The 18,006-nt window shown below is 67.5% G+C and carries 15 protein-coding genes; 11 read left to right on the top strand and 4 right to left on the bottom strand.

Going from position 1 to position 18,006, the window contains the following annotated elements:
• The first annotated feature begins 5 nt into the window (after positions 1–5).
• On the top strand, positions 6–587 hold the full coding sequence (locus tag QTI20_RS08590; protein WP_183023644.1) for a superoxide dismutase: 582 nt from the start codon (positions 6–8) through the stop codon (positions 585–587).
• A gap of 72 nt (positions 588–659) precedes the next feature.
• Here the strand turns inward: QTI20_RS08590 and QTI20_RS08585 are convergent, their stop codons facing one another.
• Positions 660–1,121, bottom strand: coding sequence for a DUF192 domain-containing protein (locus QTI20_RS08585; RefSeq protein WP_286548457.1), 462 nt, complete (start codon positions 1,119–1,121; stop codon positions 660–662).
• 132 nt (positions 1,122–1,253) lie between these two features.
• The gene (locus QTI20_RS08580; protein WP_286548458.1) at positions 1,254–1,559 is read right to left on the bottom strand and encodes a cell envelope biogenesis protein TolA; all 306 of its coding nucleotides are present in this window, start codon (positions 1,557–1,559) and stop codon (positions 1,254–1,256) included.
• Between the two features lie 229 nt (positions 1,560–1,788).
• Between QTI20_RS08580 and icd the strand changes: the two genes are divergently transcribed.
• The 5 genes from icd to cls all read left to right on the top strand — a co-directional run bounded on the left by icd (position 1,789) and on the right by cls (position 9,935).
• Positions 1,789–3,048 carry an NADP-dependent isocitrate dehydrogenase gene (gene icd, locus QTI20_RS08575; protein ID WP_286548459.1) on the top strand — a complete coding sequence of 420 codons (1,260 nt, stop codon included), beginning with the start codon at positions 1,789–1,791 and terminating at the stop codon, positions 3,046–3,048.
• Positions 3,049–3,222: 174 nt separating this feature from the next.
• Positions 3,223–5,460, top strand: coding sequence for an NADP-dependent isocitrate dehydrogenase (locus QTI20_RS08570; protein WP_286548460.1), 2,238 nt, complete (start codon positions 3,223–3,225; stop codon positions 5,458–5,460).
• Positions 5,461–5,661: 201 nt separating this feature from the next.
• Positions 5,662–6,021, top strand: a complete 360-nt coding sequence (gene clpS, locus QTI20_RS08565) for an ATP-dependent Clp protease adapter ClpS (RefSeq protein ID WP_183023649.1) — start codon at positions 5,662–5,664, stop codon at positions 6,019–6,021.
• Between the two features lie 57 nt (positions 6,022–6,078).
• Positions 6,079–8,400, top strand: coding sequence for an ATP-dependent Clp protease ATP-binding subunit ClpA (gene clpA / locus QTI20_RS08560; RefSeq protein WP_286548461.1), 2,322 nt, complete (start codon positions 6,079–6,081; stop codon positions 8,398–8,400).
• 86 nt (positions 8,401–8,486) lie between these two features.
• Entirely contained in the window at positions 8,487–9,935 is a 1,449-nt protein-coding gene (gene cls / locus QTI20_RS08555; protein WP_286548462.1) for a cardiolipin synthase, read from the top strand.
• Between the two features lie 3 nt (positions 9,936–9,938).
• Here the strand turns inward: cls and QTI20_RS08550 are convergent, their stop codons facing one another.
• Positions 9,939–11,309, bottom strand: a complete 1,371-nt coding sequence (locus tag QTI20_RS08550) for a serine hydrolase domain-containing protein (RefSeq protein ID WP_286548463.1) — start codon at positions 11,307–11,309, stop codon at positions 9,939–9,941.
• A gap of 89 nt (positions 11,310–11,398) precedes the next feature.
• On the opposite strand from QTI20_RS08550, the gene sbcB reads away from it, so the two are divergent.
• Positions 11,399–12,841 carry an exodeoxyribonuclease I gene (gene sbcB, locus QTI20_RS08545; RefSeq protein WP_286548464.1) on the top strand — a complete coding sequence of 481 codons (1,443 nt, stop codon included), beginning with the start codon at positions 11,399–11,401 and terminating at the stop codon, positions 12,839–12,841.
• A 10-nt stretch (positions 12,842–12,851) separates the two neighbouring features.
• Here the strand turns inward: sbcB and gbd are convergent, their stop codons facing one another.
• Complete coding sequence (gene gbd, locus QTI20_RS08540; protein WP_286548465.1) at positions 12,852–13,988, bottom strand: 4-hydroxybutyrate dehydrogenase; 1,137 nt, start codon at positions 13,986–13,988, stop codon at positions 12,852–12,854.
• A 136-nt stretch (positions 13,989–14,124) separates the two neighbouring features.
• On the opposite strand from gbd, the gene QTI20_RS08535 reads away from it, so the two are divergent.
• The 4 genes from QTI20_RS08535 to QTI20_RS08520 are packed head-to-tail and all read left to right on the top strand — an operon-like array spanning position 14,125 to position 17,931.
• Complete coding sequence (locus QTI20_RS08535; protein WP_286548467.1) at positions 14,125–15,054, top strand: alpha/beta hydrolase; 930 nt, start codon at positions 14,125–14,127, stop codon at positions 15,052–15,054.
• Positions 15,051–15,923 (top strand): YbgC/FadM family acyl-CoA thioesterase, encoded by an 873-nt coding sequence (locus tag QTI20_RS08530; protein ID WP_286548468.1) that lies wholly within the window; start codon positions 15,051–15,053, stop codon positions 15,921–15,923. The genes QTI20_RS08535 and QTI20_RS08530 overlap by 4 nt, the downstream gene beginning before the upstream one ends.
• 11 nt (positions 15,924–15,934) lie before the next feature.
• A complete protein-coding gene (locus tag QTI20_RS08525) occupies positions 15,935–17,296 on the top strand; it encodes a cache domain-containing protein (protein ID WP_286548469.1) in 1,362 nt (453 codons plus the stop codon).
• Entirely contained in the window at positions 17,293–17,931 is a 639-nt protein-coding gene (locus QTI20_RS08520; protein WP_286548470.1) for a response regulator, read from the top strand. Before QTI20_RS08525 ends, QTI20_RS08520 begins: the two co-directional genes overlap by 4 nt.
• Positions 17,932–18,006 lie beyond the last annotated feature (75 nt).

Below are 18,006 nucleotides of genomic sequence, written 5' to 3'. Positions count from 1 at the left end.
AAAACATGGAACACGTTCTTCCTCCTCTCCCGTACGCACTCGACGCGCTGGCGCCCGAGTACTCGAAGGAAACCCTCGAGTACCACTACGGCAAGCACCACAACGCGTACGTCGTGAACCTGAACAACCTGCAGAAGGGCACCGAGTTCGAGTCCCTGACGCTTGAAGAAATCGTGAAGAAGGCCAGCGGCGGCATCTACAACAACGCCGCCCAGATCTGGAACCACACCTTCTTCTGGAACTGCATGAAGCCCCAAGGCGGTGCCGCACCGACCGGCGCGCTGGCCAAGGCCATCGATGCCAAGTGGGGCAGCTACGACGCCTTCAAGGAAGCCTTCGTGAAGTCGGCCGTGGGCAACTTCGGTTCGGGCTGGACCTGGCTGGTGAAGAAGGCCGACGGTTCGGTCGACATCGTGAACACCGGTGCTGCCGGCACGCCGCTCACCACCGCCGACACCGCGCTGCTGACCGTCGACGTCTGGGAACACGCCTACTACATCGACTACCGCAACCTGCGTCCGAAGTTCGTCGAGACCTTCCTGGCCAAGCTGGTCAACTGGGAATTCGCCGAAAAGAATTTCGGCTGATCGCCTTCGGGTGACCCCTGCAAAAAGCCGGCCGCGTGCCGGCTTTTTGCATGGTGGCGGGCCAGGCTTTTTTCAGCGCCGGGCCTGGAAGGGAGCGCCCGTCAGCTTGGCGCCCTTCTTGATGTTCTTCTTGGCGAACCAGCCCTGGTTCATCTCGAGCACGTAGCGCACCGGCTCCTCGGAGCAGTGCGAATCGAGCGTGAGCGGCTGCATGTCGACCAGGTTCACGATGCGGCCGTCGTCCGCCACGAAGGCCGCGCTCAGCGGCAGCAGCGTGTTCTTCATCCAGAAGCACTGGGTGCTGGGCTGCTCGAAAACGAACAGCATGCCTTCGGCCTGGGGCATCTCCTTGCGGTACATGAGGCCGGTCTGCTGCTGCTGGGGCGTGAGCGCGACCTGCGCGTCGATCTGGTACATGCCGGCCGAGATCCGGGTGCGCTGCAGGTCCATCTGCGGAACCTGGGCCAGGGCGGCGGTCGCGGACAGGCAGAGCGCGAGAAGCCCCGAGAGGAGGGCGGGGAGACGCAATGACATGGAATCAGCTTTCTTCTTTCTGACGATCAAACCGAAGCGTAGCAATTGCGCGCGCGCCCTGCCTGACGGGGGCCGGACGCGGGCGAAAAAAAAGCGCTCCGAAGAACGCTTTTTTTCAATCGACCGGGTCGATCAGTTGGGCGTGCCGCCTTGGGTCGACTTGCGCTTCACGCTGCCGTCCTTGGCGCGGCGGCGGTTGTCGCGCGTTTCAGCGCGCTTTTCGCCGGCCACGGCTGCCTTGTCGGTGCCGATGGCGCCGCCTTCGGGCGTCTTGTTGATGTCGCCACCTGCGCCGGCCTTGACCTGGCCAGCCGGCTTGGATGCGACCTTGGCATCGGCACGTGCTTGGGGCTTGGTGTTGGTCACAGCCGACTGTTCAGCCGACGCGCCGGGCGGATTCTGAGCGTAGGCGCCCGCTGCGAAAAGGCCGGCGATCATGACTGCGAGAGCTTTGTTCATTTAGGAATTCCTCGAGAAGTTAGTGAAAACGCCTTCCGCCCAGCAGAAGGTCTGCAAACAACGAAGCCGATCCGGCCGCGGTTGACAGCGCCTTTGATTTCATTGCTTGCGTCTAAAATTCTACGGCCTTTACGCGGTCATTTCGCACCGCCATTTCAGCGCTGGAAATTCCTCCAGCCATCAACGTTCTCCGGGAGCCCCTCCGCCCATGTCCGACTACCAGCACATCACCGTCCCGACCGAGGGTCAGAAGATCACGGTCAATGCCGACAACACGCTGAATGTGCCGGAGCAGCCGATCATTCCGTTCATCGAAGGGGACGGCACCGGGCGCGACATCACGCCGGTGATGCTCAAGGTGGTCGATGCCGCCGTCGCCAAGGCCTATGGCGGCCAGCGCAGGATCCACTGGATGGAAGTCTTCGCCGGCGAGAAGTCGACCCGGATCTACGGCCCCGACGTCTGGCTGCCCGAGGAAACGCTGCAGGCGGTGCGCGATTACGTGATCTCGATCAAGGGCCCGCTGACCACGCCGATCGGCGGCGGCATCCGCTCGCTCAACGTGGCGCTGCGCCAACAGCTCGACCTCTACGTCTGCCTGCGGCCGATCCAGTATTTCAAGGGCGTGCCCAGCCCGGTGAAGGAGCCCGAGAAGACCAACATGGTGATCTTCCGCGAGAACTCCGAGGACATCTATGCCGGCATCGAATTCGAGGCCGAAAGCGACAAGGCGAAGAAGCTCATCAAATTCCTGCAGGAGGAAATGGGCGTCCACAAGATCCGCTTCCCCGACACCTCGGGCATCGGCGTGAAGCCGGTCTCGCGCGAAGGCACCGAGCGCCTGGTGCGCAAGGCGATCCAGTACGCGATCGACAACGGCAAGCCCTCGGTCACGATCGTGCACAAGGGCAACATCATGAAGTTCACCGAGGGGAGCTTCCGCGACTGGGCCTACGGCCTGGCGGCCAAGGAGTTCGGCGCCGAGCTGCTCGACGGCGGCCCCTGGATGCGCTTCAAGAATCCCAAGACCGGCAAGGACATCACGATCAAGGACAGCATCGCCGACGCCTTCCTGCAACAGATCCTGCTGCGCCCGGCCGAATACTCGGTGGTTGCCACGCTCAACCTCAACGGCGACTACATCTCTGACGCGCTGGCGGCGCAGGTCGGCGGCATCGGCATCGCGCCCGGCGGCAACCTGAGCGACACGGTCGCGATGTTCGAGGCCACGCACGGCACGGCGCCCAAGTACGCCGGCAAGGACTACGTGAACCCCGGCTCCGAGATCCTGTCGGCCGAGATGATGCTGCGGCACATCGGCTGGAAGGAAGCCGCCGACCTGATCATCAGTTCGCTCCAGAAGTCGATCGCCAGCAAGCGCGTGACCTACGACTTCGCCCGCAACATGGAGGGCGCGACCCAGGTCAGCTGCTCGGGTTTCGGGCAGGTGATGATCGACAACATGTGAGGCCGGCCCGCCGGCCCCACGCGATTTCCTGACGCCCGACAAGGCGCGGTCGCCCTGCACCCGGCAAGCTCATCGGGCGCCCCCACAGCGGGTGCGCCCCGCGAGCGGCGACAATTGCAAATTCCGGTGAACTCCGGTGAACACAAAGACCATACGAATCAAGGATGTAGGCGCATGAGCACGACGCAACCAACCATCATCTACACGCTGACCGACGAAGCCCCGGCGCTCGCGACCCGCGCATTTCTGCCCATCGTGCGCGCCTTCACGGCGCCGGTCGGCATCGATGTCACGACCAGCGACATTTCCGTGGCGGCCCGCATCCTGGGCCAGTTCCCCGAGGCGCTGACCGACGCCCAGCGCGTGCCGGACAACCTGTCGGAACTGGGCCGGCTCACGCTGCTGCCCGACACCAACATCATCAAGCTGCCGAACATCAGCGCCTCGGTGCACCAGCTGACCAGCGCGATCAAGGAACTGCAGGCGCGCGGCTACAAGATCCCCGACTACCCCGAAGATCCCAAGACCGACGAGGAAAAGGCCATCCGCGCCAAGTACTCGAAATGCCTGGGCAGCGCCGTGAACCCGGTGCTGCGCGAAGGCAACTCGGACCGCCGCGCCCCCAAGGCGGTCAAGGAATACGCCCGCAAGAACCCGCACAGCATGGGCGAGTGGAGCATGGCGTCGCGCACCCACGTGGCGCACATGAAGCACGGCGACTTCTACCACGGCGAAAAGTCGCTCACCATCGACAAGGCCCGCGACGTCAAGATGGAGCTGGTCACGAAGAGCGGCAAGACCATCGTGCTCAAGCCCAAGGTGTCGCTGCTCGACGGCGAGATCATCGACAGCATGTTCATGAGCAAGAAGGCCTTGCTCGCCTTCTACGAGCACGAGATGGAAGACGCGCGCAAGACCGGCGTGATGTTCTCGCTGCACGTCAAGGCGACCATGATGAAGGTCTCGCACCCCATCGTGTTCGGCCACGCGGTGCGCGTGTTCTACAAGGAAGCCTTCGAGAAGCACGGCAAGACCTTCGACGAGCTGGGCGTGAACGTGAACAACGGCATGGTCGACCTCTACACGAAGATCGAGACGCTGCCTTCGACCAAGAAGGAAGAGATCATCCGTGACCTGCACGCCTGCCACGAACACCGCCCCGAGCTCGCGATGGTGGACTCGGCCAAGGGCATCACCAACCTGCACGCGCCCAACGACGTGATCGTCGACGCCTCGATGCCCGCCATGATCCGCATCGGCGGCAAGATGTGGGGCGCCGACGGCAAGCCCAAGGACACCAAGGCGGTGATCCCGGAAAGCACCTTCGCCCGCATTTACCAGGAAATCATCAACTTCTGCAAGACCAACGGCAACTTCGACCCGGTGACCATGGGCACCGTGCCGAACGTGGGCCTGATGGCGCAGCAGGCCGAGGAATACGGCTCGCACGACAAGACCTTCGAGGTGTCGGAAGCCGGCCAGGCCAACATCGTCGACCTCGCCACCGGCGAGGTGCTGCTGTCGCAGGACGTGGAAGCCGGCGACATCTGGCGCATGTGCCAGGTCAAGGACGCCCCGATCCGCGACTGGGTCAAGCTGGCCGTCACGCGCGCCCGCAACTCGGGCATGCCGGCCCTGTTCTGGCTCGACCCGTACCGCCCGCACGAAGCCGAGATGATCAAGAAGGTGCAGAAGTACCTGAAGGACCACGACACCAAGGGCCTGGACATCCAGATCATGTCGCAGGTCCGCGCCATGCGTTACACGCTGGAACGCGTGATCCGCGGCCTGGACACCATCTCGGTGACCGGCAACATCCTGCGCGACTACCTGACCGACCTGTTCCCGATCATGGAACTGGGCACCAGCGCCAAGATGCTGTCGATCGTGCCGCTGATGGCCGGCGGCGGCATGTACGAGACGGGCGCGGGCGGCTCGGCCCCCAAGCACGTCAAGCAGCTGGTCGAGGAAAACCACCTGCGCTGGGACTCGCTGGGCGAATTCCTGGCGCTGGCCGTCTCGCTGGAGGACCTCGGCCTGAAGACCGGCAATGCCCAGGCCAAGGTGCTGGCCAAGACGCTGGACACCGCCACCGGCAAGCTGCTGGACACCAACAAGAACCCGTCGCCCAAGACCGGCCAGCTGGACAACCGCGGCAGCCAGTTCTACCTGGCGCTGTACTGGGCGCAGGAACTGGCGGCCCAGACCGAGGACAAGGCACTGCAGGCGAAGTTCGCCGGCCTGGCCAAGGCGCTGGCCGAGGGCGAGCAGAAGATCATCGGCGAGCTGCAGGCCGTGCAGGGCCAGCCGGCCGACATCGGCGGCTACTACCTGGTCGACGAGGCCAAGTGCGACGCCGTGATGCGCCCCAGCGCGACGCTCAACGCGGCGCTGGCGGCCGTCCACGGCTGATCCCGAACGCCGACGGCGCGCGTCCGGCCCTGTGCCGGGCGGGGCGCCGGCCCGGTCCGCCCCGGCTTCCGCAAGGATGCCGGGGTTTTTTCTTGCGCAGAACGCAATTTGTGCGCTTCGCCGGCCCTTGTTTTCTGCAAAAGCTGCCACCAATTCCTCTGGCGTCGGCATGGCGCTTGCTCGCTCGATAGAATGATTTTCATGGCAACCAGAATCCCCTCCAAACCCACCACGCCGCCGGCCCAGAAGCCCGGCCGGGGTGACGGCGATGCAGTCGTCCTGGAGCGCCGGCCGCAGAAGACCGCACCGCCGCAGATGTATCAAGTGGTGATGCTCAACGACGACTACACGCCGATGGAGTTCGTCGTGGTGGTCATCCAGGAATTTTTCAACAAGGACCGCGAGACGGCGACCCAGATCATGCTGAAGATCCACCTCGACGGCCGGGCCGTCTGCGGTGTCTATTCGCGCGACATGGCCGCCACCAAGGTCAACCAGGTGATGGAGGCGGCGCACCAGGCCGGCCACCCATTGCAATGTGTCAGTGAACCGGTTGAATAAATCGGACTCTGACCCATTTGAGAAGAAGTTATTTACAGCAAGGCAAAAGGAAATCTCATGATTGCCCAGGAACTGGAAGTCAGCTTGCACATGGCCTTTGTCGAGGCCAGGCAACAGCGCCACGAGTTCATCACGGTGGAGCACCTGCTGCTCGCTTTGCTGGACAACCCGAGTGCCGCGGAAGTACTGCGCGCCTGCTCGGCCAACGTCGATGACCTGCGCGCGTCGTTGACGAATTTCATCAAGGACAACACGCCCCAGGTGGCGGGTACCGACGACGTCGACACCCAGCCCACGCTCGGGTTCCAGCGCGTGATCCAGCGCGCCATCATGCACGTGCAGTCCACGGGCAACGGCAAGAAGGAAGTGACCGGCGCCAACGTGCTGGTCGCGATCTTCGGCGAGAAGGATTCGCACGCGGTGTACTACCTCCACCAGCAGGGCGTGACCCGCCTCGACGTGGTGAACTTCATCGCCCACGGCATCAAGAAGAGCGATCCGCCGGAAGCCGCCAAGGGCAGCGCCGAATCGCCTTCCAACGAAGGCGAGGAGGGCGGCAACGAGAAGAGCGAGAAGGCCTCGCCGCTCGAGCAGTTCACCCAGAACCTCAACCAGATGGCCAAGGACGGCAAGATCGATCCGCTGATCGGCCGCGAGTACGAGGTCGAGCGCGTGATCCAGATCCTGTGCCGCCGGCGCAAGAACAACCCGCTGCTGGTCGGTGAGGCCGGCGTGGGCAAGACCGCGATCGCCGAAGGCCTGGCCTGGCGCATCACGCAGGGCGATGTGCCCGAGATCCTGGGCGAAGCCCAGGTCTACTCGCTCGACATGGGCGCACTGCTGGCCGGCACCAAGTACCGCGGTGACTTCGAACAACGCCTCAAGGGCGTGCTCAAGTCGCTCAAGGACAAGCCGAACGCGATCCTGTTCATCGACGAGATCCACACGCTGATCGGCGCGGGCGCCGCATCGGGCGGCACGCTGGACGCCTCGAACCTGCTCAAGCCGGCGCTCTCGAGCGGCCAGCTCAAGTGCATCGGCGCGACCACCTTCACCGAGTACCGCGGCATCTTCGAGAAGGATGCGGCCCTGTCGCGTCGCTTCCAGAAGGTCGACGTGGTCGAGCCCACCGTGCAGGAAACGGTCGACATCCTCAAGGGCCTGAAGTCGCGCTTCGAGGAACACCATGGCGTGAAGTACGCGGTGGCGGCCCTGCAGGCCGCGGCCGAGCTCAGCGCCAAGTACATCAACGACCGTCACCTGCCCGACAAGGCGATCGACGTGATCGACGAAGCCGGCGCGGCCCAGCGCATCCTCGCGCCGAGCAAGCGCAAGAAGACCATCAGCAAGACCGAAGTCGAGGAAATCGTCGCGAAGATCGCCCGCATTCCCCCGGCCAACGTCAGCAACGACGACCGCGGCAAGCTGCAGACGCTGGAACGCGACCTCAAGAGCGTGGTGTTCGGCCAGGACAAGGCACTCGAAGTGCTGGCCTCCGCGGTCAAGATGGCGCGTTCGGGCTTGGGCAAGGGCGACAAGCCGATCGGCTCCTTCCTGTTCAGCGGCCCCACCGGCGTCGGCAAGACCGAAGCCGCCAAGCAGCTGGCCTACATCATGGGCATCGAGCTCATGCGCTTCGACATGTCGGAGTACATGGAGCGCCATGCGGTGAGCCGGCTGATCGGCGCGCCTCCGGGCTACGTCGGTTTCGACCAGGGCGGCCTGCTGACCGAGGCCGTCACCAAGAAGCCGCACGCGGTGCTGCTGCTCGACGAGATCGAGAAGGCGCACCCGGACATCTTCAACGTGCTGCTGCAGGTCATGGACCACGGCACGCTGACGGACAACAACGGACGCAAGGCCGACTTCCGCAACGTCATCATCATCATGACGACCAACGCGGGTGCCGAGACCATGAACAAGGCGACCATCGGCTTCACCAACGCCCGTGAATCGGGCGACGAGATGGCCGACATCAAGCGCCTGTTCACGCCCGAGTTCCGCAACCGCCTGGACGCGACCGTGAGCTTCAAGGCACTGGACGAAACCGTCATCCTGCGGGTGGTCGACAAGTTCCTGCTGCAGCTCGAGACGCAACTGGCCGAGAAGAAGGTCGACGTCACCTTCACCGACGCGCTGCGCAAGCACCTGGCGAAGAAGGGCTTCGATCCGCTGATGGGCGCACGCCCGATGCAGCGCCTGATCCAGGACACGATCCGTCGTGCACTGGCCGACGAGCTGCTGTTCGGACGCCTGCAGGACGGCGGCCGCCTGACGGTGGACCTCGACGACAAGGGCGAAGTGCAGCTGGACATCCAGCCGCTGCCCAAGAAGGAAGGCAAGGCCAAGCCCGAGCCCGAGGAAGCCGCGGCAGGCTGACGAATCCCGCCACCGATCCGTCGGTGGCCCGGGAACGACACCAAAGGCCGGTAGCATCGCTACCGGCCTTTTTCTTTTGCCCGACCTTGATCCTTCCCCAACTCAGCCAAGAATGGAAAACCGGCCTCTCCCTGGCGTGGAGCGGTTACATCGCGGTGTTGTCGATCTGGATCGTGCTGCAGAAGCGCGCGCCGGTGTCCACCATGAGCTGGATCCTGTCGTTGGCCCTGCTGCCCTTCGCGGGCTTCCTGGTCTATTACTTCCTCGGGCCCCAGCGGCTCAAGAAGCAGCGACTCAAGCGGCTGCGCAGCCGGGCCATCGCCCAGGCGCCGGCCGACATCGCGCTGCTGCGCGAGGGGGCGGAGAAGGCGCCGCCCGCGCTGCGGCACATGGCGGCGCTGGGCACGGCCGCCTGCGGCATCCCGGTGTCGAGCGCCACCGACGTGCAGCTGCTCTCGGGCGGGGCCCGCACCTTCGATGCGATCTTCGAGGCGGTGCGCGCCGCGCGCCACCATGTTCATCTCGAGTACTACATCTTCGAGCCCGACCGCATCGGCACCGCGCTGCGCGACCTGCTGATCGAGCGCGCGCAGCAGGGCGTGACGGTGCGGCTGCTGCTCGACGCGCTGGGCTCCAAGCGCATCGGCCGCAAGTTCATGGCGCCCATGCATGCGGCCGGCATCCACGTCGCGCTGTTCCACGACACGCGCATCGGCCGCCGGCTGCGGCCGGTGACCAACTACCGCACCCACCGCAAGATCGTGGTGTGCGACGGGCACGTCGGCTTCACCGGCGGCGTGAACATCACCGACGAGGAAGACCGGCGCACCCAGCCCGATGCCTACCACGACGTGCACCTGCGCATCGAGGGCAGCGCGGTGCGCTGGCTGCAGACCACCTTCCTCGAGGACTGGAGCTATGCCACCGGCGAGAGCGCGCGCCGCATGGTGGACGAGTCGCTCGAGCACATGCTGCCGCGCATGACGGCCGGCGAGATCCCCGCGCAGATCGTGACCAGCGGCCCCGACAGCCCGCTCGAGGCGATCCACCGGATGCATGTGGAGGCCATCCACTCGGCCAGCCAGCGCGCCTGGCTCACCACCCCGTACTTCGTGCCCGGCGAGCCCGCGCTGATGGCGCTGACCAGCGCCGCGCTGCGCGGCGTCGACGTGCGGCTGCTGGTGCCGCGGCGCAGCGATTCGGCCATCGTGAGCGCGGCCGCGCGCTCCTACTACGACGAGCTGATCACGGCCGGCGTCAAGGTCTGGGAGTACAAGGCCCGCATGCTGCACTCCAAGACGCTGGTGGTCGACGACCACTGCGCGATGATCGGCACCGCCAACTTCGACAACCGCAGCTTCCGCCTCAATTTCGAGGTGATGGCGGTGGTGTACGGTCCGGCCCTGGCGCGCCCGCTGACCGCCCAGTTCGAGACCGACCTCCACAGCGCCGCCGCGGTGCGCCTGAACCGGCCGCAGACCTTTCCGCGCCGACTCGGCGATGCGGTGGCAAGGCTGTTCTCGCCCTTGTTGTGAGCCTCAGTCCTCGTAGCGTCGCCTGACTTCGCGCGCCACCTGCGCGCGTGGCCGCAGGCAGGAGCCGCCGAGCCAGACCGCCTTGACCTCGCCACGCGCATCGCGCTCGAGCCGTGCGGGCTCGCCATGGCTCGCATAGCCGCTGGCCAGGCTCATCACGGCGCGGTCCTTGCCCAGCACCGTGAGTTCGGTCGCGTCGGTGAAGGGCGCGGCCAGCGTCGGCGAGATGGCGAACACCTTGTCGCGCATGGGCACCAGGTCGATCGGCCCCCACAGGTTCCACCAGCGGCCCGACCAGGCCCGGGTGCGGGCGCTCGGGGCGCCATGGGTGGCGAAGCGCTGGAGGATCTGGAGGATGCCGTCGACCCAGGGCCAGGCAAAGCCGTCGATCGAGTTGGTCAGCACCGAGATCGTCAGTTGCTGCTGCGGCACCGCGCAGGTCCGCGTGATGTAGCCCTGCAGGCTGCCGGAATGGCCGAACCAGTCCCAGCCGGGGATCCCGTTGCCCTGCATCACGCCGAGGCCGTACCAGCCGGGCACGGTGGTGTGGGGCGCTTGCCAGTGGCGTTGCAGCATGTCGTGGCGGCTTTCACGGCGGAGCACGCTGCGCCGGGCCTCGGGTGCCAGCTGCGCATAGAAATGCGCCAGGTCGGCCGCGGTGCTGACGATGCCGGCAGCGGCGGCCATGGCATGCGTTGGCATGTCGCCGGGGATCACCACGCGATGTCCGAGCAGGGCCTTGCCGCTGTGCCCCGAGGCCAGGCCGAGCCGCTCGCCGGGCACGGCATCGGCCCGGGTGTTCGTCAGGCCCGCCGCGTCGATGATCTCGCGCTGGAGCCAGTCGACGTAGGGTTCGCCGCTCAGCTTCTCGACCAGCAGGCCCAGCAAGGCATAGCCGTGGTTGGAGTACTTGAAGCGCGTGTTGGCGGGCAGCACCGCGGGCTGTGCCAGCTGCTCCATCAACGCGGCCGCATCGAGAAAGGGCCGGCGGTCGACAAACTGTCCGCTGTCGGCGCCGTCGCGCGTGACGCCCGCGCCGTGCGAGAGCAACTGCGCGATGCGGACCTTCGCGATCTCGGGATGCAGCCCATCCAGGTGCTCACCGATCCGGTCGTCCAGCTGCAGCCGCTCCTGTTCGCGCAACTTGAGGATGCCGGCAGCGGCAAAGGTCTTCGAGTGCGAGGCGGCGCGGAACCGGTGGCGGGTCGTGAGCGCCGCGCCGGTGGAGATGTCGGCCTGGCCCAGCGCCAGGTCGAGCACCGTGCGCTCCCGGTGCTGGATGGCGATGGCGCACCCGGGGCGCTCCGTGAGCTGCATCTGGAGTGCCATCCAGGTCGGGATGTAGTCGATCGCCGCTTTGAGCCAGGGGTCCATGAGGTCGTCTCCTTTTGGCGGCGATTCTGCCCGGGCGGCCAATGAAAGTATTCTCCTTGTCTTTGCACGACCGCTGACTCCGCATCCTCATGGCCTCCCACACCTTCCTCTGGCACGACTACGAAACCTTCGGCGCCGTGCCGCGCCGCGACCGGCCCTCGCAGTTCGCGGCCATCCGCACCGACGCCGAGCTGAACGAAGTCGGCGAGCCGCTGATGCTCTATTGCCAGCCCGCGCCCGACTACCTGCCCAGCCCCGAGGCCTGCCTGATCACCGGCATCACGCCGCAGCTCGCGCTCGAGCGGGGCGTGCCCGAGCACCAGTTCGCGGCCGAGGTCGAGCGCGTGTTCTCGCAGCCCGGTACCATCGGCGTGGGCTACAACACCATCCGCTTCGACGACGAGGTCACGCGCTTCCTGTTCTGGCGCAACCTGATCGACCCCTACGCGCGCGAATGGCAGAACGACTGCGGCCGCTGGGACCTGCTCGACGTGGTGCGGCTGACCTATGCGCTGCGCCCAGAAGGCATCACGTGGCCGAAGAAGGAAGACGGCAAGCCCAGCTTCAAGCTCGGCGACCTGGCGCGTGCCAACGGCCTGCTGCACGAAGCGGCGCACGATGCGCTGTCCGACGTGCGCGCCACCATCGCGCTGGCCCGGCTGATCCGCGACCGGCAGCCCAAGCTGTTCGACTTCGCCTTCGGCCTGCACCGCAAGGACCGGGTGGCGAACGAACTGGGCCTGCCCGCGACGCGCGAGACCGCGCGGCCCTTCCTGCACGTCTCGGGCATGTTCCCGGCCGAGCGCGGCTGCCTGGCCGTGATGTGGCCGCTGGCCAGCCACCCGACCAACAAGAACGAACTGATCGCCTGGGATCTGGCGCACGATCCGTCGGAACTGCGCGACCTCGACGTCGAGACCCTGCGCCTGCGCCTGTTCACCCGCAGCGCCGACCTGCCCGAAGGCGTGACGCGCCTGCCGGTCAAGGGCATCCACCTCAACAAGTCGCCGATGGTGGTGGGCAAGCTCCGGACACTGGCGCCGGCCATGGCCGAGCGTTGGAACATCGACCTCGAGGCCGCACTGCGCAATGCCGAGATCGCGGCCGGCCTGCCCGACATGAGCGCGATCTGGCCTCAGGTGTACGCGCGGCCCAAGGAGGCCACGCCCGACGTCGACGAGGACCTGTACGGCGGCTTCGTGGGCAACGCCGACCGGCGGCGGCTCAACCAGTTGCGTGAACTGGCACCGGCCGCGCTCGCGCAGGCCCGCACCGGCTTCGACGACCCGCGGCTCGAGGAGATCTTCTTTCGCTACCGCGCGCGCAATTTCCTCGACACGCTGACCGAGGAAGAGGCCGAGCGCTGGGAGGCGCACCGCGCGGCGCGGCTGCTCGAAGGCGAAGGCGGGGCGCGCAATGTCGACCAGTTCTTCGCCGAGATCGACACCGCGGCCGAAACGGCCGACGAACAAGGCGAGGAGCTGCTGGGCCTGCTCTACGAGTACGCCGAGGCGATCGCGCCGGCGCCCTGAAGAGCCTGCCTCACATCGAGGCTTCGAGCATCTCGCGGTAGTCGTCGCGTGTCGCGAGGCGCGGGTTGGTCTTGTGGCAGTGGTCGGCCATCGCGCCGTCGATCACCTTGTCGAACAGGTCGGGCGTCACGCCCACCTCGGCCAGGCCGCCCGGCAGGCCCAGGCGCTGGCTCATGTCGCGGATCGCATCGCCCAGGTCGCCCGCCGAATCGAGGTTCATGGCGCGCGCCATGCGCTGCAGGCGCTGCTCCTTCTGCACCGATTCGGCGCCGGCATTGAAACGGATCACGGCCGGCAGGAACAGGGCGTTGAGCGTGCCGTGGTGCAGGCGCGGGTCGACGCCGCCCAGGCTGTGGCTCAGCGAATGCACGCAGCCCAGTCCCTTCTGGAAGGCCATCGCACCCTGCATCGAGGCGCTCATCAGGTTGAGCCGCGCCTCGCGGTCGCCGCCGTCCCTGGTGGCGCGTTCGATGTGGCCCCAGGCCCGCTCCAGGCCGTCGAGCGCGATGCCGTCGGCCGGCGGGTTGAAGGCCGCCGACATGAAGGTCTCCATGCAATGGGCGATCGCGTCCATGCCGGTCGCGGCCGTGAGCCGGGGCGGCAGGCCGAAAGTGAGTTCGGGGTCGCAGATCGCGGCCTTGGGCAGGATGTGCCAGCTGTGGAAGCCCAGCTTGCGGTGGTCGTCCACGATGATGATCGCGCCGCGCGCCACCTCGCTGCCGGTGCCGCTGGTGGTCGGCACCGCGATCAGCGGCGCCACGTTCTCGGTGATCTTGGGCGAGCCGCCCTCGATGGTGGCGTAGGTCTTGAGCGGGCCTTCGTGCGTGGCGGCGATGGCCACGCCCTTGGCGCAATCGATGGCCGAGCCGCCGCCCACCGCGATCAGCCCGTCGCAACGGCCCGAACGGTACAGCTCGACCGCGGCGCGCACCGCCGCCTCGGTGGGGTTCGAGGGCGTGGCGTCGAAGACCGAGACCTCCAGGTCGCCCAGCGCGTCCAGCGTGGTCTGCAGGATGCCCGCGGCGCGCACGCCGGCGTCGGTCACGATCATCGGGCGGTTGATGCCCACGCGCGCGCATTCGGCGCTCAGCAGGCGGATCGCGCCGAATTCGAACTGGATCTGGGTCAGGTACTGGATGAGGGCCATGGCGGGTGCGTGGGGGGCGGTACGATTTGGAGGCTTGAATCTAGCAACAGGACACCATCTTGCCCATGAACAAAACCCTTGCCGTTGTCACGGCGGGAACACCCTGGATGACGACCGCTGCACGCCCGGAGGCCGCATGCTGACCCCGAAGATGGCCAGCGTGGTCGAGCGCATGGCGCGCGCCGGCCATCCCGCGATGAACACCCTGACCGCGGCCGAAGCCAAGGCCTCGTACGAGAAAGGCGCCGGCGTGCTCGAGGTGCCCAAGCCCGCGCTGGCGCGCATCGAGGACTTCACGATTCCCGCGCGCGACGGCGTCGCGCTGCCGGCGCGCCTCTACGCGGCTTCCGACGCGGTGCTGCCGGTGCTGGTGTACTTCCATGGCGGCGGCTTCACCGTCGGCAGCATTGCCACCCACGACACGCTGTGCCGCGTGCTGGCGCAGCGCAGCGGCTGCGCGGTGGTCTCCATCGACTACCGGCTCGCGCCCGAACACAAGTTTCCGACCGCCTCCGACGACGCCTGGGACGCGGTGCAGTTCGTGGCCCGCGAAGCGGGCTCGCTGGGCCTGGACGGCGGCCGGCTCGCGCTCGGCGGCGACAGCGCGGGCGGCACGCTGGCGGCGGTGTGCGCGGTGATGGCGCGCGACGCGGGCCTGCCGGTCGCGCTGCAACTGCTGTTCTACCCGGGCACCACCGCGCACCAGGACACGGCCTCGCACGAGCGTTTCGCCTGCGGGCCGCTGCTCGACGAGGCGTTGATCAGCTGGTTCTTCGGCCAGTACGTGCGCAGCCCGGCCGACCGCGACGACTGGCGCTTCGCGCCGCTCAACGCCGAGGACGTCGACGGCGTCGCACCGGCCTGGATCGGCCTGGCCGAGGCCGACCCGCTGGTCGACGAGGGCATCGCCTATGCTGACAAGCTGCGCGCCGCCGGGGTGCCGGTCGACCTGGAGATCTACCGCGGCGTGATCCACGAATTCGTCAAGATGGGCCGCGCCGTGCCCGAGGCGCTGCAGGCCCACGCCGATGCCGCCAACGCCCTGAAAGAAGCCCTGAACCCATGACCGAAACACTCTCCCGCGCCGACTTCCGCTTCTTCCACCGGCTGCGCGTGCGCTGGGCCGAAGTCGACATGCAGAAGATCGTCTTCAACGCCCACTACCTGATGTACTTCGACACCGCCATGTCGGACTACTGGCGCGCGCTGGCCTTGCCCTACGAGGCCTCGATGGAATCGCTCGAGGGCGATCTCTACGTGAAGAAGGCGACCATCGAATTCAATGCCTCGGCGCGCATGGACGACGCGCTCGACGTGGGCATGAAATGCGTGCGCGTCGGCACCTCGTCGATCGTGTTCCGCGGCGGCCTGTTCCGCGGCGACGAACTGCTGGTCACCAGCGAGCTGGTCTATGTCTTCGCCGACCCGGCCACCCAGACCTCGCGGCCGGTGCCCGATGCGCTGCGCGCGATCTTCAGCGCCTACGAGGCGGGCGAGACCATGTTCACGATCGAGACCGGCGACTGGCAGGCGCTGGGCAGCGGCGCGGGCGCGATCCGGCGCGCGGTGTTCGTGCAGGAGCAGCGCATCCCGGAAACACTCGAATGGGACGAACACGATGCGACGGCGCTGCATGCGGTGGCGCGCAACCGGCTGGGCCGGGTGATCGGCACCGCGCGCCTGCTGAGCGAGGCGCCCGGCGTGGGCCGCATCGGGCGCATGGCGGTGCACCGCAACCTGCGCGGCGGCGGCCAGGGCGCCGCGGTGCTGCGCGCGCTCGAGGCTGCGGCCAAGGCACGTGGCGACCGCGAGATCACGCTGCATGCGCAGCGCAGCGCCGAGGGCTTCTACGGGCGCCTGGGTTATGCGCCGCACGGCGCGCCCTTCGAAGAGGCCGGCATCGCCCACATCGAGATGCGCCGCGCGCTGGCCTGAGGTTTCGGCGGATGCGCCTGCGCACCAAGATCATCACGCTGGCCGTGGTGCCGCTCGTGGTGGCACTGCTGCTGGTGGCCACCGCGGTGCGTCACCAGGAGCGCGACCTGGCGGCGCGCGAGCGGGCGCTGGTCGAGCTGAGCCTGCTCGCGCAGCGGCGCTCCGAGCTGCGCAGCTACGTCGAGCTGGCGGTCAGCACGGTGCGCCCGCTCTACGACACCGGTCGCGACGACGCGCAGACCCGCAACGAGGCGCTGCGCCGGCTGGCCGCGCTGGACTACGGCAACGACGGCTACTTCTTCGTCTACGACATGGACGGCCGCTCGCTGATGCATTCGCGCCAGCACGAGCTCGAGGGCCAGAACCTCTGGGAGCTGCGCGATTCGCAGGGCCGCGCCACCATCCAGGACCTGGTCGGCCAGGTGAGGAAGGGCGGCGGCTACGTCGAGTACGAGTGGCGCAAGCCCTCGAGCGCGCAGATGGCGCCCAAGCTCGGCTACATCACCTCGCTGCCGCGCTGGAACTGGATGCTGGGCACCGGGCTGTACCTCGACGACGTCGAGGCCGCGGTGCAGTCGCTGCAGCACCAGGTGAGCGAGAACGTCACCACCACCATGCTGTGGATCGCGGCCATCGCGGCCGTGTGCCTGGGCGTGGTGAGCGCGGGCGGGCTGCTGCTCAACCTCAGCGAGCACCGGGTGTCCGAAGCCCGGCTGCGCCTGCTCGCGCGGCAGGTGGTGCAGTCGCAGGAGGACGAGCGCGGCCACCTGGCGCGCGAACTGCACGACGGCATCAGCCAGACGCTGGTCTCGGCCAAGCTGCTGATCGAGTCGGCGGTCGACACGCTCGAGCGCGGCCGGCAGGCCACGCCACCGGCCATGCCCAAGGCGCTGGCGCGGCTCAACGATTCGCTGTCGGAGGTGCGCCGCATCTCGCACCGGCTGCGGCCCGCGCTGCTCGACACGCTGGGCCTGCCGGCCGCGCTCGAGCGGCTGGGCGACGAGTTCGGCGACGAGGCGCCGCTGCGCGTGCAGGTGCATGCCGAGGGCAGGGCGATCGACCTGCCGGAAGAGGTGAAGACCGCGCTGTTCCGCGTGGCGCAGGAGGCGCTGACCAACGTGCACAAGCACGCGCAGGCGAGCCAGGTCACGCTGGCGCTGGCCTTCGGCCGGGCCAGCGTGCGGCTGGTGGTGCAGGACGACGGCCGCGGTTTCGACGAGGCCGCGCTGAGCGCGGACCCGCGCCGCGGCATCGGCCTGCGCAACATGCGCGAGCGCATGGACGCGATCGGCGGCACGCTCGAGGTGCAGGCCGGCGAGGGCGGCACCCGCATCGTGGCGGCGGCGCCGGTCACAATCGCACGCGCCGCATGACCGAAACCCCGCCCGTCCGCCTGTTCCTCGTCGACGACCATCCGCTGGTGCGCGACGGCCTGCGCGCGCGGCTGGGGCCGCTGCCGGGCCTGGCGATCGTGGGCGAGGCCGGTTCGGCGCAGGAGGCGATCGCGCAGGTCGCGCTGCTCCAGCCCGACCTGGTGCTCACCGACGTGGGCATGAAGGACATGAACGGCATCGAACTTGCAAGCGTGCTGCTGGCGCAGCAGCCCGCGCTGCACATCGTGATGCTCAGCATGTACGACAACCCCGAGTACGTGCAGCGCGCGCTGCAGGCCGGTGCGCGCGGCTATGTGCTCAAGGATGCGCCGGCGGGGGAGATCGTGGCGGCGATCCAGGCGGTGACGGCCGGCGGCACCTTCCTGAGCCCGGCGGTGTCGCAGCGGCTGTTCCGCAACCAGGCGCAGCGGCCGACGCTCACGCCGCGCGAGAGCGAGATCCTCACGGCCCTGGGCCGCGGCGAATCGAGCAAGCAGATCGCGCGCGACCTCGACCTGAGCGTGCGCACGGTCGAGGCGCACCGGCAGAGCATCAAGCGCCGGCTGGGCATCGAGGGGCAGGCCGAGCTCATCAAATACGCGGTGGAGCACGCGCGCCAGTTCGGCAACCCCTGAGCCTGGCACCGGTGATTCGGGTTATCCCTTAGGCAATACCGCGCACCGAAGCGCGCGGTCCGACGGATGGCAGAT

It is taken from the genome of Variovorax sp. J2P1-31 (assembly GCF_030317215.1).
Taxonomy (GTDB): Bacteria; Pseudomonadota; Gammaproteobacteria; order Burkholderiales; family Burkholderiaceae_C; genus Variovorax.
This window is presented reverse-complemented; position numbering and strand designations above follow the sequence as displayed.

Coding starts and splice junctions, on each gene's coding strand:
- QTI20_RS08580 (WP_286548458.1), bottom strand. CDS start 1,559: ATGATCGCCGGCCTTTTCGCAGCGGGCGCCTACGCTCAGAATCCGCCC.
- clpA (WP_286548461.1), top strand. CDS start 6,079: ATGATTGCCCAGGAACTGGAAGTCAGCTTGCACATGGCCTTTGTCGAG.
- QTI20_RS08550 (WP_286548463.1), bottom strand. CDS start 11,309: ATGGACCCCTGGCTCAAAGCGGCGATCGACTACATCCCGACCTGGATG.
- QTI20_RS08585 (WP_286548457.1), bottom strand. CDS start 1,121: ATGTCATTGCGTCTCCCCGCCCTCCTCTCGGGGCTTCTCGCGCTCTGC.
- QTI20_RS08570 (WP_286548460.1), top strand. CDS start 3,223: ATGAGCACGACGCAACCAACCATCATCTACACGCTGACCGACGAAGCC.
- gbd (WP_286548465.1), bottom strand. CDS start 13,988: ATGGCCCTCATCCAGTACCTGACCCAGATCCAGTTCGAATTCGGCGCG.
- QTI20_RS08520 (WP_286548470.1), top strand. CDS start 17,293: ATGACCGAAACCCCGCCCGTCCGCCTGTTCCTCGTCGACGACCATCCG.
- sbcB (WP_286548464.1), top strand. CDS start 11,399: ATGGCCTCCCACACCTTCCTCTGGCACGACTACGAAACCTTCGGCGCC.
- QTI20_RS08525 (WP_286548469.1), top strand. CDS start 15,935: ATGCGCCTGCGCACCAAGATCATCACGCTGGCCGTGGTGCCGCTCGTG.
- clpS (WP_183023649.1), top strand. CDS start 5,662: ATGGCAACCAGAATCCCCTCCAAACCCACCACGCCGCCGGCCCAGAAG.
- QTI20_RS08590 (WP_183023644.1), top strand. CDS start 6: ATGGAACACGTTCTTCCTCCTCTCCCGTACGCACTCGACGCGCTGGCG.
- icd (WP_286548459.1), top strand. CDS start 1,789: ATGTCCGACTACCAGCACATCACCGTCCCGACCGAGGGTCAGAAGATC.
- QTI20_RS08535 (WP_286548467.1), top strand. CDS start 14,125: ATGCTGACCCCGAAGATGGCCAGCGTGGTCGAGCGCATGGCGCGCGCC.
- QTI20_RS08530 (WP_286548468.1), top strand. CDS start 15,051: ATGACCGAAACACTCTCCCGCGCCGACTTCCGCTTCTTCCACCGGCTG.